This window comes from Chryseobacterium sp. 7 (assembly GCF_003663845.1).
In the GTDB taxonomy this organism is placed as follows: domain Bacteria; phylum Bacteroidota; class Bacteroidia; order Flavobacteriales; family Weeksellaceae; genus Chryseobacterium.
This window is the reverse complement of the sequence record NZ_RCCA01000001.1, coordinates 1,027,365-1,041,222: the sequence shown is the minus strand read 5'-3', so window position 1 is coordinate 1,041,222 and position 13,858 is coordinate 1,027,365. Positions and strand designations below refer to the sequence as shown.

Here is a 13,858-nt window from a genome sequence, read left to right as displayed (position 1 = left end):
GATTAAACCTGGAGTTTGGTCTGATGATTCTGCTGCCTTTGGTCCTCTCATCAACAAACAATCAAAAGATAAGGTTGTAAGGTTAATTAAAAGTGCTTACGACCAGGGAGCCGAAGTATTGCTGGATGGCAGCAACTGTAAAGTGGAAGGCTATGAAAACGGATACTTTGTAGGAGCAACGTTATTCAATAATGTATCTACGGATATGAATATTTACAAAGATGAAATTTTCGGGCCAGCCCTATTACTTATGAAAGCAGAAACACTGGATGAAGCTGTTAAAATAATCAATGCTAATCCTTATGGAAACGGAACTTCAATCTTTACCAACTCAGGAGCAGCAGCAAGAAAATTCCAGCATGAAATTGAAGTGGGACAAATTGGAGTAAACCTTCCGATTCCTGTTCCATTACCGTTTTTCTCTTTTACAGGATGGAGAAAATCATTCTTTGGCGACCTGCATTCTTACGGAAAACAAGGTGTTCGTTTTTACACGGAAACCAAAACGATTACAGCCCGTTGGTTTGAAGAAGACATTCCTGTAGGCGATCTGAATATGACCATCAGTTTAAAATAAGTTTTCTATGGAATTCAACCTAAATCAAGATCAACTGGCGTTTCAGGATGCCGCAAGAAGATTTGCCGATAAAGAACTGGCACCTTATGCTTCGGAATGGGATTCCCAGAAGATATTTCCGAGGGAAGCCATCGCAAAAGCCGGAGAACTGGGTTTCTGCGGTGTTTATACCAGCGAAGATGCCGGAGGTCTGGGATTATCGCGATTAGATGCCAGCATTATATTTGAAGAACTCGCTGCAGCCTGTCCTTCCACTACCGCCTACATTACCATACACAATATGGTTTCATGGATGATTGATGAATTTGGGAATGATGAAATCAGAAAACAATTATGTCCGGATTTGTCATCAGGAATATTATTAGGATCCTATTGTCTTACTGAGCCGGGCTCCGGTTCAGATGCAGCAGCTTTAAAAACAACGGCAATAAAAAATGGGAACAAATACATCATTAACGGGACAAAAGCATTCATCTCCGGGGCAGGCGAAAGTGATATACTCATTGTAATAGTCCATACAGGAGATTCCGGTCCCAAAGGAATCAGTGCTTTTGTCGTTCCAGCCAATTCTAAAGGAATCAGTTTCGGAGAAAAAGAGAAAAAATTAGGTTGGAATACCCAGCCGACACGCTTTGTCTTCTTTGATCAGGTAGAAGTAGATGAAAAATACCTCTTGGGAGAATTGGGACAAGGCTTTAAAATAGCATTGAAAGGTCTGGATGGTGGCCGCATCAATATCGGAACGTGTTCTGTAGGAGCGGCACAGGGAGCTATTAATCAAGCTAGAAAGTATATGCATGAAAGAAGGCAGTTCGGCAAATCACTGGCACAGTTTCAGTCGCTGCAGTTTAAAATCGCTGATATGGCGACAGAACTTGTAGCAGCCCGCCAGATGGTTCATTTAGCTGCTTTCAAATTAGATTCTAAAGACACAAATGCTACTACTTACTGTGCTATGGCAAAACGCCTGGCTACCGATATGTGCTTCAATATTTGTAATGAAGCATTACAGATATTAGGCGGATATGGATGTACACAGGATTTTCCGGTGGAACGCCTTATGCGTGATGCCAGAGTACATCAGATAGTAGAAGGAACCAACGAAATTATGAAACTGGTGATCTCCAGAAAAATTTTAGAAGAAGGAGCCATGATACAAATCCGTTAATTCAAAAGATTAAAAATGAGTTTAGTACTAACAGAAATAAAAAATAAAGTCGGGATCATCACCCTGAATTCCGAAAAAACACTCAATTCGCTTTCATTAGAAATGATTGAAGAACTGAAAACTGTTTTGGAAAACTGGAAAACATCCGATGAAATAGCCTGTCTGTTTATTCAGGGAGCAGGTGAAAAAGCCCTTTGTGCCGGAGGAGATGTAAGAAAACTTCACAATGCTATTATTGAACAGCAAAGCATTGATGGGACACAAATACCTCAGCCGTGTTTCGATTTCTTTTTAAAGGAATATCAGGTAGATTATGCTATTCACACGTATCCGAAACCCATTATTGTCTGGGGACATGGAATTGTGATGGGTGGCGGCATCGGAATTATGGTTGGGGCATCCCATCGTATTGTTACAGAAAGAAGTAAACTCGCAATGCCTGAAATTACCATCGGTTTATATCCTGACGTTGGCGGTACGTGGTTTTTAAATAAAATGCCTTCCGCTTATGGAATTTATCTAGGATTAACGGGTGCCAGATTAGAAGGAGCCGACTGTAAATTCTTAGGATTGGCAGATTATTACGTTTCTTCCAGTTCAAAAGAAAAACTCCTGGATGATCTTAACCAGGCTCAGTGGAATGGAAATAACCATCAAACAGTTTCCGTAATCCTGGAAAATATCTCCAAAGAAACAGATACTCCCGAATCACAGGCACAAATCCATCATTCATTTATTAAAAAGTTTGAAGGAATGGATTCTTTGGAAGCATTTAAAGAAATTTTACTGCAATATCCTGATAAAGATGAATGGATCAATACAGGAATAAAAAGCTTTGAAGCAGGCTCGCCAAGCTCAGCACACATCATCTTCAGGCAATTGAAAGAAGGTGAAAATTTAAGTCTGGAAGAAGTCTTTCAATCAGAATTAAACTTATCCTGCCAATGCTGTATTCATCCAGATTTTGCAGAAGGGGTAAGAGCTTTACTAGTAGATAAAGATTTGTCTCCAAAATGGCATCCTGCTACATTCAGTGATATAACTAAAGAATGGGTAGACAGCTATTTTGCTCCGCTTTGGCCTCATGAAGAACATCCATTAAAAAACTTAGGAAAAAAAGATTAATTATGTCAAATATCGCATTTATAGGATTAGGAAATATGGGTGGTCCCATGGCCATCAACCTTATAAAGAAAGGTCATAACGTTACCGGATTTGATCTTTCACAATCAGCTTTGCAAATATTAGTTTCAGCAGGCGGACAGATCTCTGATTCAGCTGTAGCAGCGGCGAAAAACGCGGATATTATTATTTCAATGCTTCCGTCTGGCAAACACGTTGCTGAGCTCTATTCCGAAGAATTCATCAGTCAGCTGAAACATGATACACTGATCATTGACAGCAGTACTATTGATGCAGTCACTGCCCGCTCTGTTGCTGAACTGGCTGCTACAAAGGGATGCAAAATGATCGATGCACCTGTTTCCGGTGGTACTGCAGGAGCACAGGCAGGAACATTAACCTTTATTGTTGGCGGTAAAACCAAAGACTATGAAAAGGCCAGACCGATACTAAAATGCATGGGACAGAATATCTTCCATGCCGGGGATTCCGGGGCTGGACAGGTAGCAAAAATCTGTAATAATATGCTGCTGGCTATACACATGATTGGAACCTCTGAAGCCATTAATTTAGGAGTCCGTCACGGATTAGAACCTAAAATATTAAGTGAAATTATGCAGAAAAGTTCCGGGAGAAACTGGTCGCTGGAAGTTTACAATCCGTATCCAGGAGTGATGGAAAATGCTCCGTCTTCAAGAGAATACTCAGGAGGATTCGCGGTGGATCTGATGACAAAAGATTTAGGATTGGCAGCGGAAGCCGGACTGGAAACCAGAACCTCTACCCCATTGGGAAATGCAGCCTTAAACCTTTACAGAATCTGGAGTGAAGCCGGAAATGGCACAAGTGATTTTTCAAGCATCATTCAATTTTTAAACAAACATCAGTAATCATGAATTTTGAAACATTACTATACCAGCAGGAAGGACATGTCGGAACCTTAACCATCAACCGCCCGCAGGCTTTAAATGCTTTAAATGAAACGGTTTTAAATGAATTGAAATCATTCGCAGATCAAATCCAATCCAATAAAGATATCCGGGTTTTAATCATTACCGGATCCGGGGAAAAAGCTTTTGTTGCTGGTGCCGACATTAAATCCATGCAAGGTATGACTCCAAAACAAGCTACAGAATTTTCGTTGATGGCTCAAACCGCTTTCAATTCTATTGAAGCATTCCCCTTCCCCGTGATAGCAGCAGTTAACGGTTTTGCATTAGGCGGAGGATGCGAGCTCGCTTTGGCCTGTGACATCATCTTAGCCAGTGAAAAAGCAAAATTCGGATTACCGGAAGTTACCCTTGGATTATTGCCTTGTTTTGGAGGAACACAGCGCTTACCGAGAGCTATTGGATTGTACAAAGCAAGAGAAATGATATTCTCAGGTGAATTTTACTCAGCAGAAGCCTGTAAAGAACTAGGTTTTGTAAACCGTGTGATTGCTCCTGAAGAATTATTGAATGAAGCTCACAAATTAGCTCAAATAATAGCCTCAAGAGGTCCTGTAGCCGTAGCAAAAGCAAAACAATCACTGAACACAGGTACGGAATTACATATTACTGATGGCTTACGACAGGAAGCTGTTTTATTCGGAGAATTATTTGACACGAAGGATCACAACGAAGGTATCAGCGCATTTGTAGAAAAAAGAAACCCTGATTTTAAAGGAGAATAAACGAAAATAATTCTTAAAGATATATTTGATTTTTAGGAGGCTGGCTTGTTCTTATAGTCGGTCTCCTTTTTTACTTCCATAAAATATTTGCCATGCAATCAAATTGTCATAATTTTGTCTTTCCTATTCAAATTCAATGAAAAATTTTAATCTCATTATTGCAGGCTGTTTCCTTGTTTCGGTTATATCGTGTACAACGGCAGCTCCGGTTGCAAAGACTTCCACGGAAGAAACTCCTTATCAAAACCTTGGACGTGACGGAAAAATATATGCTGCATTTTATCAGCAAAGAGCAGCAGAATATGAAGCATTGTGCCTTCAGGCGTACAATATTGCAACACTCCGTCTGGATCAGGCTTTAGCGCAGAAATCAGACAAACCTTTAGCCATCGTTTCCGATATTGATGAAACCTTTTTAGACAATTCTTATTACGCTGTGGAACGCTCAAAAATGGGGAAGAATTACGATCAGAAAACATGGGAAGAATGGACGGCAAAAGGAATCGCTACTCCACTTACAGGTTCTCAGAAGTTTTATCAGTATGCTGCAAGCAAAGGGATTCAGGTTTTCTATGTGACCAACCGTGTTGAGCAGGAACGTGAAGGAACTCTGAAGAATTTAAAGAAATACAATTTCCCTGTTCAAAGTGATACCAACCTTATTTTAAGATCAAAAGAAAGCAGTAAGGAAACCCGCAGAAAAGACATTGCTAAAAATTATAATATCGTTTTGCTTCTGGGCGATAATCTTGCCGATTTCTCTGATCTGTTTGACAAAAAATCTGAAACAGAACGTTCTTCAGCCGTAAAAAATTCCGCAGATGACTTTGGAAAGAAATTCATTATCATCCCGAATGTGAGTTACGGAGACTGGGAATCCTCATTTTATAACTACAAATATGATTATACAGATCAGCAGAGAAACTCAATGATGTATGATGCTGTGAAATCTAATCCATAAAATATTCCAAGAAAATCTTACAACCCTATTGTAAGATTTTTATTTTTTATGAGATTTGGCCAATAAATACTGAAATGAATTTACTTCATTCAGTATATTTGTATAAGACTCATTGTATTTAAAATGTTGACAGATCAATTTGGAAGGCGCATTAATTATCTCAGGCTTGCTGTTGTAGACCGGTGTAATCTCCGCTGTACCTATTGTATGCCGGAAAAAGGTCTTAGCTGGATCAAACAAGATGAACTGATGACCGATGAGGAAATGCTCAGAATCTGTTCTGTATTTACAGATATGGGAGTGGATAAAATCAGGATTACAGGAGGCGAGCCTTTCGTGAGAAAAAACAGCATTGAGCTTATTCGGAAAATATCACAATTACATGGTTTGAGTGATCTCAGTATTACAACCAACGGTCTTCTTACTGATCAGTATATTCCGCAATTAAAAAAATATGGAATACGCTCTGTCAATCTAAGTCTAGATACACTTGACAGCGACCGTTTTTTCAAAATTACACGGAGAAATAGTTTTGATAAAGTGATGAAGACATTTGATCGCTTATTGCAGCACAATATCAAAGTAAAAATCAATACCGTAGTGATGGAGGGGCAGAATATTGAAGATATTATTCCACTGGTAACACTTACAAAAGATCTTCCTGTAGATGTCCGATTTATTGAAGAAATGCCTTTTAACGGCAGCGATACGAATGTTTCTCTAAAATGGAATTTCACCCAGATTTATCATCACATCAAAGAACACTTCCACGAAATTCAAAAGACAGAAGATCCTCAAGGTTCAACTTCATACAATTATAAGATTCCAGGTTTTATGGGTGGTATCGGAATCATTGCAGCGTATACACGCTCATTTTGTGGAGACTGCAACAGAATAAGAATCACACCATCCGGAATCCTCAGAACCTGCTTATACGAGGGCGGCGGAATCAATCTGAAAGATGAAATACGGGCTGGAAAAACAGATATTGAACTGAAGAACATCATTATCAGCGCCATACATAAAAAGCCAAAAGACGGATGGGAAGCTGAAAAATTGAGTCTGAACTCTTCGCAGATTCATCAGTCAATGGCAACAATAGGAGGTTAATTATGGAAATGATCAGCGTACAACAGGCAGAGGAAATCATATTTTCTCAGATAAAAAACTTTGGAACGGAAGAAATATCCTATGAAAATGCATTGGGAAGAGTTTTAGCGGAAAATATTACCGCAGACCGTGACCTGCCTCCTTTTGACAGGCCAACAGTAGACGGAATTGCCATCAGTTTTAAAGCATACGAAAAAGGAACCAGAGCTTTTACCATCAAAGCTGTACAGGCCGCCGGAGAAACTCCCATTCCTGTAGACAATGAAAACGAATGCCTTGAAATAATGACGGGTGCAGCCCTTCATTCTTCAATGGACACCGTTATCCGTTATGAAGATATTTCAATTGACCATACAATTGCAAAGATTAATATTGACATCAAAAAAGGGCAGAATATCCATGTAAAAGGAAGAGATAAAAAAGCCAATGAAATACTGGTAAAAGCAGGTGAAATTATTACGCCTGCCATTCTTGGAATTGCCGTATCTGTTGGAAAAACAATTGTATCCGTGAAAAAGCTTCCCAAAGTGGTTATTATTTCCACCGGAGACGAAATGGTTCCTCCCGAAACTACTCCTACATTTTTCCAACTAAGACGTTCCAACGGAATTACCATACAATCTGTTTTAGAAAAATATAAAATCAAAGCAGATTTATTGCATTGGAATGATGATTTTGAATTCATTAAAAAAGAACTTTCCCAATGCATTGAAGTGTACGATATTCTGATCATGAGCGGCGGAGTTTCTATGGGAAAATTTGATTATCTCCCGAAAGCCTGTGAAGAACTTGGGGTAGAAAAACTCTTTCACAAAATAAAACAAAGACCCGGAAAGCCCTTCTGGTTTGGAAAAAGCCAAAATGAAAAATTAATTTTCGCCTTTCCCGGAAATCCTGTTTCCGTATTTATGTGTCTGCACCGGTATTTTATTCCTTGGCTGGAAAGATCTTTGGAAATTTCTACTACAAATCAGTATGCTGTTTTGCAGAACAATTTAGAGGTTCCTTTTCCGCTGCAGTATTTTGCTCAGGTAAAACTCAGCATCAATCAATCAGGACAATTAATAGCAGAGTCAATAAATACCAACGGTTCCGGAGATTTTTCCCATCTTGCAGAAACCCATGCCTTCATGGAACTTCCCCTGGAAAAAACCGAATTTAAAAAAGGCGAAGTCTATAAAATCTGGAAATATAATTTTTAATTTGAATCATGACAGACTTTTCACATCTAAATAAAAAAGAACAGCCGGGTATGGTAAATGTAGGCGGAAAAAAAATTACGCACCGTAAAGCTGTTGCCAGAGCGATAGTTTCGCTGCCGGAAAATATTCTTGCCACGCTCCGGAAAGATGATTTTAAAACGAAAAAGGGATCCGTATTTCAAACAGCAATCATTGCCGGAATAATGGCTGCAAAAAAGACAGGTGATCTTATCCCGCTTTGTCACCCGATTGGTATGGATAACTGCGAAATAGATATTGAAATTAATGCTCAAAACGAAGTGGAAATCTATTGTACTGCTGAAGTGGTGGCTAAAACAGGGATTGAAATGGAAGCACTTACAGGAGCCTCCGTTGCAGCCCTTACAATTTATGATATGTGTAAGGCCATGAGCCACGACATTACAGTAAAAGAAATAAAGCTAATTGAAAAAACAGGAGGAAAAAATGATTTCAAAAGAGACTGATTTCCCGAAACTCAACGGGCTGGTACTGGCAGGCGGAAAAAGCGTGCGAATGGGAAACCCTAAAGATAAAATCAACTGGCACGGAAAAGAACAGAGATACTTCGCGGCGGATCTTCTGACTCCTTTTTGTGATGAAGTTTTTATTTCCTGCAGACAGGATCAGCTGGGCAACTTCAATCCGGAATACAATGCCCTTACCGATACTTTTCTAAATATGGGGCCGTTTGGCGGAATTCTTTCTGCATTGCGTTCTCAGAGAGATAAAGCATGGCTGGTAGTAGCGTGTGACCTTCCTTTACTGGATAAAAATTCATTAGAATTTCTGATACAATCCAGAGACCCGGAAAAAGCAGCAACCACATATGAAAGCCCATTTGATGGTTTGCCAGAACCACTCATCACCATTTGGGAACCCAAAAGCTATCCTTTGCTCCTCAATTTTTTAGGAATAGGAAATACATGTCCAAGAAAAGTCCTGATCAATAGTGATACATTGATTCTGAAACCCGCCAACCCAGATTCTTTGATGAATGTAAATACTCCTGAAGACATGGCAAAAGCTCAGAAAATTCTAAGAAAATAAATTTCAGCTATGAGTGACCCATTTGAACGTTATCATTGCCAGATTGCATTACCAGGATTTGGGATTTCTTCCCAGAAACTGCTTAAAAATGCCAGAATACTGATTGTTGGTATGGGAGGTCTGGGCAGTCCTTCGGCTCAATATCTGGCTTCTTCAGGTATAGGAACCATTGGTATTGCAGATGATGATATTGTTTCGGAAAGCAATCTTCACCGCCAGATTTTATATACACCTAATGACATTGGGATGTATAAAGTAGATGTTGCAGCAAAAAAACTGTTGCAGCAAAACCCTTCTGTTTCTATAAATCCTTACCGTCTGAAGGTTACCTCTTCCAATGTGATGGACTTAATCTCAGAATTTGACCTGATTATTGAAGGAACAGATAATTTTGAGACTAAATGTTTATTGAACGATGCCTGTGTATTGGCTGGAAAGCCTTTAGTTTACGGGGCTATTTACCAGTATGAAGGGCAAGTAAGCATCTGGAACGTTTTACAGAAAGACGGCACGTATTCTCCCAATTACCGTGATATTTTTCCTGATGCAGAAAGTTCACAGGTTCCCAATTGCAGGGAAGGTGGAGTAATTCCTACACTGGCTGGGATGGTAGGTTGTATGCAGGCGAACGAAGCCATAAAATACTTTACCCAACCCAATGATCTTTTAGCCGGCAAACTTTGGATCATCAATGTAATAAGTGGCAAGACCCAAATCATTAAGCTAAAAAATACTCCATTTCAGATTACGGGTTTACCTCAAACTGTTGAGCTCATTACCTTTGAAGAATTAAACCAGTCGAAAGAAAATTTTGACATCATCGATGTACGTAATCCGGAAGAACATCACCAATTCAATATTGGGGGAAGCAACATCCCTGTGGAAGCATTAGAGCAGCATCTTGATTATATTTCTGACTGCTTAAAACCTGTTTTAGTATATTGCCAGTCTGGAAAACGCAGTTCGGAAGCTGTAAGAAAAATAAAAAAAGTGTTTCCTGATAAAAACGTGTTTTCTTTAAAAGGTGGAATTCAGAATATCAGTCAATAATATTCTGGGTTACTTTTTGAGTAGCAGCAATCTGTTCACCTGCAATTTCATGAATTGTTTCGTCAATCATGATGCACATACTATTCAGCGCAAGGTCATTTGCATCCGTACCGAAAGGTTCTTCAATCTCATCTGCGATGGCTTCAAAAGCCACAAAAGTATAAGCTACAAATACCACAATAAGCGGTGTAAACCACCCCAGCGAATCTACAAGCCCAAAAGGCAACAGAAAACAATAAATATATACTGTACGATGCAGCAAAACCCTGTAGCTATAAGGAATCGGGGTTGAGATTATTCTTTCACAACCACCCAAAATATCAGAAAGCTTATCCAGATTTTCATCAAAACGAGCCTGCTGGATAGAATCTATACCGCCTCCGTCTTTTACTTTCTGTACCCATTCTCCAAGAAGCCGCATAATGACCGCCGGTTTATATTTTGACGCCATAACAATTTTCAATTGATCTTCATCAAGCCTTGATTGTAAATCCTCATAAACATCTGTTCCTCTCAACTGATGTTTCAATGCAAAGACAAAAGCACCAAGTAACTGAACAAAATGATGTACAGAAACATCATTACTTTCTTTATTTTTTAAAGTAATGGCCTGGCGGGTCAACGCACGTGCCGTATTCAGTAAAGCTCCCCAAAGCTTACGTCCTTCCCAAAATCTGTCATAGCTGGCATTATTCCGGAATCCCAGAAACAGAGCCAGTACAAAACCAAACAATGTAAGTGGTGCAGGATTTAAGGGAATTTTAAAGGATAAGATGGTTCCATGAAAATAGGTCACCACTAGAGACAGCATTAAAAGCAATCCCAAACGGGGAAGCAATGCAGGCAATACAGAGCCATGCCATACAAAAAGCATTCTAAACCAGTGTTCTTTTTTTCTTATGATCATTGTTAAGCCCTAAAGACAGGGAAGTTTTCTTATCTTCTTAGTTTACAAATTTATCACATTCTTCATTATTCTGATGCGGAAATATCTTTTTTACTATTTAATACTTCCTATCACAATTTCCGTAGCCTGATAAGAACTTCTTGCCGGCTTTTTTTCTCCTTCTGCAATAATACGAAGCGGACCTTTGTCTGCCAATAAAGGCTTTCCATCTATAGTATCTGCAATAATGACATTTTTATCCTGAATGGAGGGATCAAGTTCTGCAAGGGAAAATAAAACCTGATAACCATCTGAACATTTTATTAATACATATTTTGAGAAGTTTTCTTTCCCATGAAGCGCTTTTCCGGAAGGAACACCTGCTTTTCCTAAAATCTCTGTGATAGGAACTCCGGTAAAAGTATGTGAATTTCCTTCTTTATCTTTCATTACAGCTTCTCCTCTAGCCATTTTTGAAAGATCAGATAAGCTTAACTCTAAAGGCTGTGCAACTTCACCATAAACCTTGAGTTTAAAACCAGTTTGTGCTGACACAGTACTGCAAAAAGAGAATACGAGAAGAAAAAATAGTTTTATCATTACTATATTTAAATATTATTTGAGATTAGTACCTGCAGCAGCCGTGATATGATCATCAATTCTTTTAAAAATATCCGGATTGTGCTTACGGATTTTGATTCGTACATATTTGGAAGCGGGCATATTGGCACCATTCACTACATTATTAATGGATACCAAAACATTGGTTTCCGGAAAATAGGTCATTGTACTTTTCTGTGGAATAGGATATTTTACCACAATAAAAAGAGGGGCAATTCTTTCAATTCCGTCATCATAATTGAAAAGGTCTACATGATCTCCTTCATTAAGCCCTGCTTTATCAATATCATTTTCGTTCATCATCACAATCCTTCTTTCATTGAAAATACCGCGATAGCGGTCATTCAAACCATATACAACGGTATTGAACTGATCATGGGTTCTGGTGGTTCCCATTAGATATTCATCTTCGGCAAGCGAATTATCTGGTACAGCTGTGATATTGAAAGCGGCTTTTCCTGGATTAAATTCACTGTTGAAAACTCCATCTCTAGGGCCGTTCGGAAGGTAGAAACCTCCTTTCTGCACTACTCTTTTGTTATAATTTTCAAACCCGGGAATACATTGTTCTATATCATGACGAATAGCATCATAACTGTTGATAAATTTATCCCAATCTACCACAGAACGTTCACCCAAAACGGCTTTTGCCATTCTGCAGGCAACATGTGTTTCATTAATAAGATGGCTGGAAATAGGATCTAGAACTCCCTTGGAAGCTTCTACAACTCCCATAGAATTTTCTGTGCTTACATGCTGGATTTCTCCATTCACAATATCTTTCTCACTTCTTGAAACTACGGGTAAAATAAGAGCTTCTTTGCCATGAATAAGATGATTTCTGTTCAGCTTTATAGAAACAATGGCTGACATTTCCAGATTACGCATTGCTTCTGCGGTGAAGGTAGTATCCGGTGCTGCAGAAAGGAAATTCCCTCCCATACAGAACATAAATTTCACCTTTCCTTCGTGCATGGCCTTAAGCGCATTAACTACATCATATCCTCCTTTTCTTGGTACTGTAAAGCCATAATATTCCTGTAATTTATCTAATTGCTCAGTAGTTGGATGATGATTAATGAGTAATGTTCTATTCCCCTGTACATTACTGTGACCACGAACAGGGCATGCTCCACCCCCACGGATTCCAATGCTTCCTTTCATTAATAAAAGGTTCACAATATTATAGATCATTTCCACGCCGTTATGCTGTTGGGTAATTCCCATTCCCCAACATACAATCATGCGTTTTTTAGCAGCGATCATTTGTGCCGCTTCTCTTAAATTTTCAACCGGGATTCCGCATTCCTTGGATAAGAAATTAAGATCATATCTTTTTAATTCTTCAACCAATTCATTGAATCCTGCCGTTTTATTTGCTATAAAATCCTGATCAAGAACTTTCCCCGGATTTTTAGTTTCTTCTTCCAGTACCAGAATCTGAAGGGCCTTTAAAAGTGCCATATCTCCATTGATCTTAACGGGAAGGTATAAGTCTGAGAGTTCAAAAGGTTTATTCAATAAAGCCCGAACCTGCTGAGGATCTTTGAATCCTTTTAAACCCGCTTCCGGAAGTGGATTGACAGCCATAATCTTCGCCCCGTTTTTCTTTCCTTTTGTAAGCGCGGAAAGCATTCTGGGTGAATTGGTTCCCGGATTCTGTCCCATAATAATGATAAGATCAGTATCATAAAAATCTTCCAGTTTCACTGTTCCTTTTCCTATACCGATGCTTCTGGAAAGGGCATATCCCGAAGTTTCGTGGCACATATTTGAACAGTCCGGAAAATTATTGGTACCGAATTCACGGGCGAACAACTGATATACCCATGTTGCTTCATTACTTGTTCTTCCCGATGTATAAAATATGGCTTCATCTGGGGAATCCAGCGCATTTAATTGGCTTGAAATTTTGGCAAAGGCATCATCCCAGCTTATAGGCTGATAATGAGTACCTCCTTTTGGCAGATACATGGGCTCTGCAATCCTTCCCAGCTGACTGATTTCAAAATCTGTCATTTTTGCCAAATCGTACACAGAATTCTCTTTGAAAAACTCTGCTCCGATTTTTTTGGAAGTCGCTTCTTCTGCCAGGGCTTTTGCCCCGTTTTCACAGTATTCTCCCAGACGGGAACGTTCATCATCCGGATCTGGCCATGCACAGCTGGGACAATCGAAACCATCAAACTGATTCATGCTGAAAAGCGCCCTTCCACCACGAAGAACCGATGCATTAAGTACCAGCTGGTCCAGGGAATGTATCACGGCGGAAACCCCGGCAGCCCATTTTTTGGGAAGTTCCTGTTTCAGATTCAACAGTTTATAAGGAGGTTCCGCTGAGGGTAATTGGCGGTCCGCATCTGCTTTATTGAATACATCTTTCTTTTCCATGATCTGTATATTTTTAAGAAATGGCCA

14 protein-coding genes are annotated in these 13,858 nt (G+C 39.4%); 11 read left to right on the top strand and 3 right to left on the bottom strand.

The window, feature by feature from the left end:
- Position 1: 1 nt before the first annotated feature.
- The 11 genes from CLU97_RS24170 (at position 2) to CLU97_RS04795 (ending at position 9,933) form a co-directional block, all read left to right on the top strand.
- Positions 2-577 carry an aldehyde dehydrogenase family protein gene (locus CLU97_RS24170; RefSeq protein WP_262690689.1) on the top strand — a complete coding sequence of 192 codons (576 nt, stop codon included), beginning with the start codon at positions 2-4 and terminating at the stop codon, positions 575-577.
- Positions 578-584: 7 nt separating this feature from the next.
- Positions 585-1,745 (top strand): acyl-CoA dehydrogenase family protein, encoded by a 1,161-nt coding sequence (locus CLU97_RS04840; protein ID WP_121486932.1) that lies wholly within the window; start codon positions 585-587, stop codon positions 1,743-1,745.
- 15 nt (positions 1,746-1,760) lie between these two features.
- Positions 1,761-2,870 carry an enoyl-CoA hydratase/isomerase family protein gene (locus tag CLU97_RS04835; protein WP_121486931.1) on the top strand — a complete coding sequence of 370 codons (1,110 nt, stop codon included), beginning with the start codon at positions 1,761-1,763 and terminating at the stop codon, positions 2,868-2,870.
- A gap of 2 nt (positions 2,871-2,872) precedes the next feature.
- On the top strand, positions 2,873-3,757 hold the full coding sequence (mmsB, locus tag CLU97_RS04830; protein WP_121486930.1) for a 3-hydroxyisobutyrate dehydrogenase: 885 nt from the start codon (positions 2,873-2,875) through the stop codon (positions 3,755-3,757).
- A gap of 2 nt (positions 3,758-3,759) precedes the next feature.
- On the top strand, positions 3,760-4,542 hold the full coding sequence (locus CLU97_RS04825) for an enoyl-CoA hydratase/isomerase family protein (RefSeq protein WP_121486929.1): 783 nt from the start codon (positions 3,760-3,762) through the stop codon (positions 4,540-4,542).
- A 136-nt stretch (positions 4,543-4,678) separates the two neighbouring features.
- Positions 4,679-5,503 (top strand): 5'-nucleotidase, lipoprotein e(P4) family, encoded by an 825-nt coding sequence (locus CLU97_RS04820; RefSeq protein ID WP_121486928.1) that lies wholly within the window; start codon positions 4,679-4,681, stop codon positions 5,501-5,503.
- Positions 5,504-5,626: 123 nt separating this feature from the next.
- Positions 5,627-6,613 carry a GTP 3',8-cyclase MoaA gene (gene moaA, locus CLU97_RS04815; protein WP_121486927.1) on the top strand — a complete coding sequence of 329 codons (987 nt, stop codon included), beginning with the start codon at positions 5,627-5,629 and terminating at the stop codon, positions 6,611-6,613.
- 2 nt (positions 6,614-6,615) lie between these two features.
- The gene (locus CLU97_RS04810; protein WP_121486926.1) at positions 6,616-7,815 is read left to right on the top strand and encodes a molybdopterin molybdotransferase MoeA; all 1,200 of its coding nucleotides are present in this window, start codon (positions 6,616-6,618) and stop codon (positions 7,813-7,815) included.
- 8 nt (positions 7,816-7,823) lie between these two features.
- Positions 7,824-8,300, top strand: a complete 477-nt coding sequence (moaC, locus tag CLU97_RS04805) for a cyclic pyranopterin monophosphate synthase MoaC (RefSeq protein WP_121486925.1) — start codon at positions 7,824-7,826, stop codon at positions 8,298-8,300.
- Positions 8,281-8,883 (top strand): NTP transferase domain-containing protein, encoded by a 603-nt coding sequence (locus CLU97_RS04800; RefSeq protein WP_121486924.1) that lies wholly within the window; start codon positions 8,281-8,283, stop codon positions 8,881-8,883. Before moaC ends, CLU97_RS04800 begins: the two co-directional genes overlap by 20 nt.
- A 9-nt stretch (positions 8,884-8,892) precedes the next feature.
- Positions 8,893-9,933 carry a HesA/MoeB/ThiF family protein gene (locus CLU97_RS04795; protein WP_121486923.1) on the top strand — a complete coding sequence of 347 codons (1,041 nt, stop codon included), beginning with the start codon at positions 8,893-8,895 and terminating at the stop codon, positions 9,931-9,933.
- Here CLU97_RS04795 and CLU97_RS04790 read toward each other — a convergent pair.
- The 3 genes from CLU97_RS04790 to CLU97_RS04780 all read right to left on the bottom strand — a co-directional run bounded on the left by CLU97_RS04790 (position 9,923) and on the right by CLU97_RS04780 (position 13,831).
- Positions 9,923-10,840, bottom strand: a complete 918-nt coding sequence (locus CLU97_RS04790) for a bestrophin family protein (RefSeq protein WP_121486922.1) — start codon at positions 10,838-10,840, stop codon at positions 9,923-9,925. The genes CLU97_RS04795 and CLU97_RS04790 overlap by 11 nt on opposite strands.
- Positions 10,841-10,933: 93 nt before the next feature.
- A complete protein-coding gene (locus tag CLU97_RS04785) occupies positions 10,934-11,419 on the bottom strand; it encodes a molybdopterin-dependent oxidoreductase (protein WP_228437521.1) in 486 nt (161 codons plus the stop codon).
- 15 nt (positions 11,420-11,434) lie between these two features.
- A complete protein-coding gene (locus CLU97_RS04780) occupies positions 11,435-13,831 on the bottom strand; it encodes an FdhF/YdeP family oxidoreductase (RefSeq protein ID WP_121486921.1) in 2,397 nt (798 codons plus the stop codon).
- Positions 13,832-13,858: the final 27 nt, after the last annotated feature.

Coding starts and splice junctions, on each gene's coding strand:
- CLU97_RS04840 (WP_121486932.1), top strand. CDS start 585: ATGGAATTCAACCTAAATCAAGATCAACTGGCGTTTCAGGATGCCGCA.
- CLU97_RS04835 (WP_121486931.1), top strand. CDS start 1,761: ATGAGTTTAGTACTAACAGAAATAAAAAATAAAGTCGGGATCATCACC.
- mmsB (WP_121486930.1), top strand. CDS start 2,873: ATGTCAAATATCGCATTTATAGGATTAGGAAATATGGGTGGTCCCATG.
- CLU97_RS04825 (WP_121486929.1), top strand. CDS start 3,760: ATGAATTTTGAAACATTACTATACCAGCAGGAAGGACATGTCGGAACC.
- CLU97_RS04820 (WP_121486928.1), top strand. CDS start 4,679: ATGAAAAATTTTAATCTCATTATTGCAGGCTGTTTCCTTGTTTCGGTT.
- moaA (WP_121486927.1), top strand. CDS start 5,627: ATGTTGACAGATCAATTTGGAAGGCGCATTAATTATCTCAGGCTTGCT.
- CLU97_RS04810 (WP_121486926.1), top strand. CDS start 6,616: ATGGAAATGATCAGCGTACAACAGGCAGAGGAAATCATATTTTCTCAG.
- moaC (WP_121486925.1), top strand. CDS start 7,824: ATGACAGACTTTTCACATCTAAATAAAAAAGAACAGCCGGGTATGGTA.
- CLU97_RS04800 (WP_121486924.1), top strand. CDS start 8,281: ATGATTTCAAAAGAGACTGATTTCCCGAAACTCAACGGGCTGGTACTG.
- CLU97_RS04795 (WP_121486923.1), top strand. CDS start 8,893: ATGAGTGACCCATTTGAACGTTATCATTGCCAGATTGCATTACCAGGA.
- CLU97_RS04790 (WP_121486922.1), bottom strand. CDS start 10,840: ATGATCATAAGAAAAAAAGAACACTGGTTTAGAATGCTTTTTGTATGG.
- CLU97_RS04785 (WP_228437521.1), bottom strand. CDS start 11,419: ATGATAAAACTATTTTTTCTTCTCGTATTCTCTTTTTGCAGTACTGTG.
- CLU97_RS04780 (WP_121486921.1), bottom strand. CDS start 13,831: ATGGAAAAGAAAGATGTATTCAATAAAGCAGATGCGGACCGCCAATTA.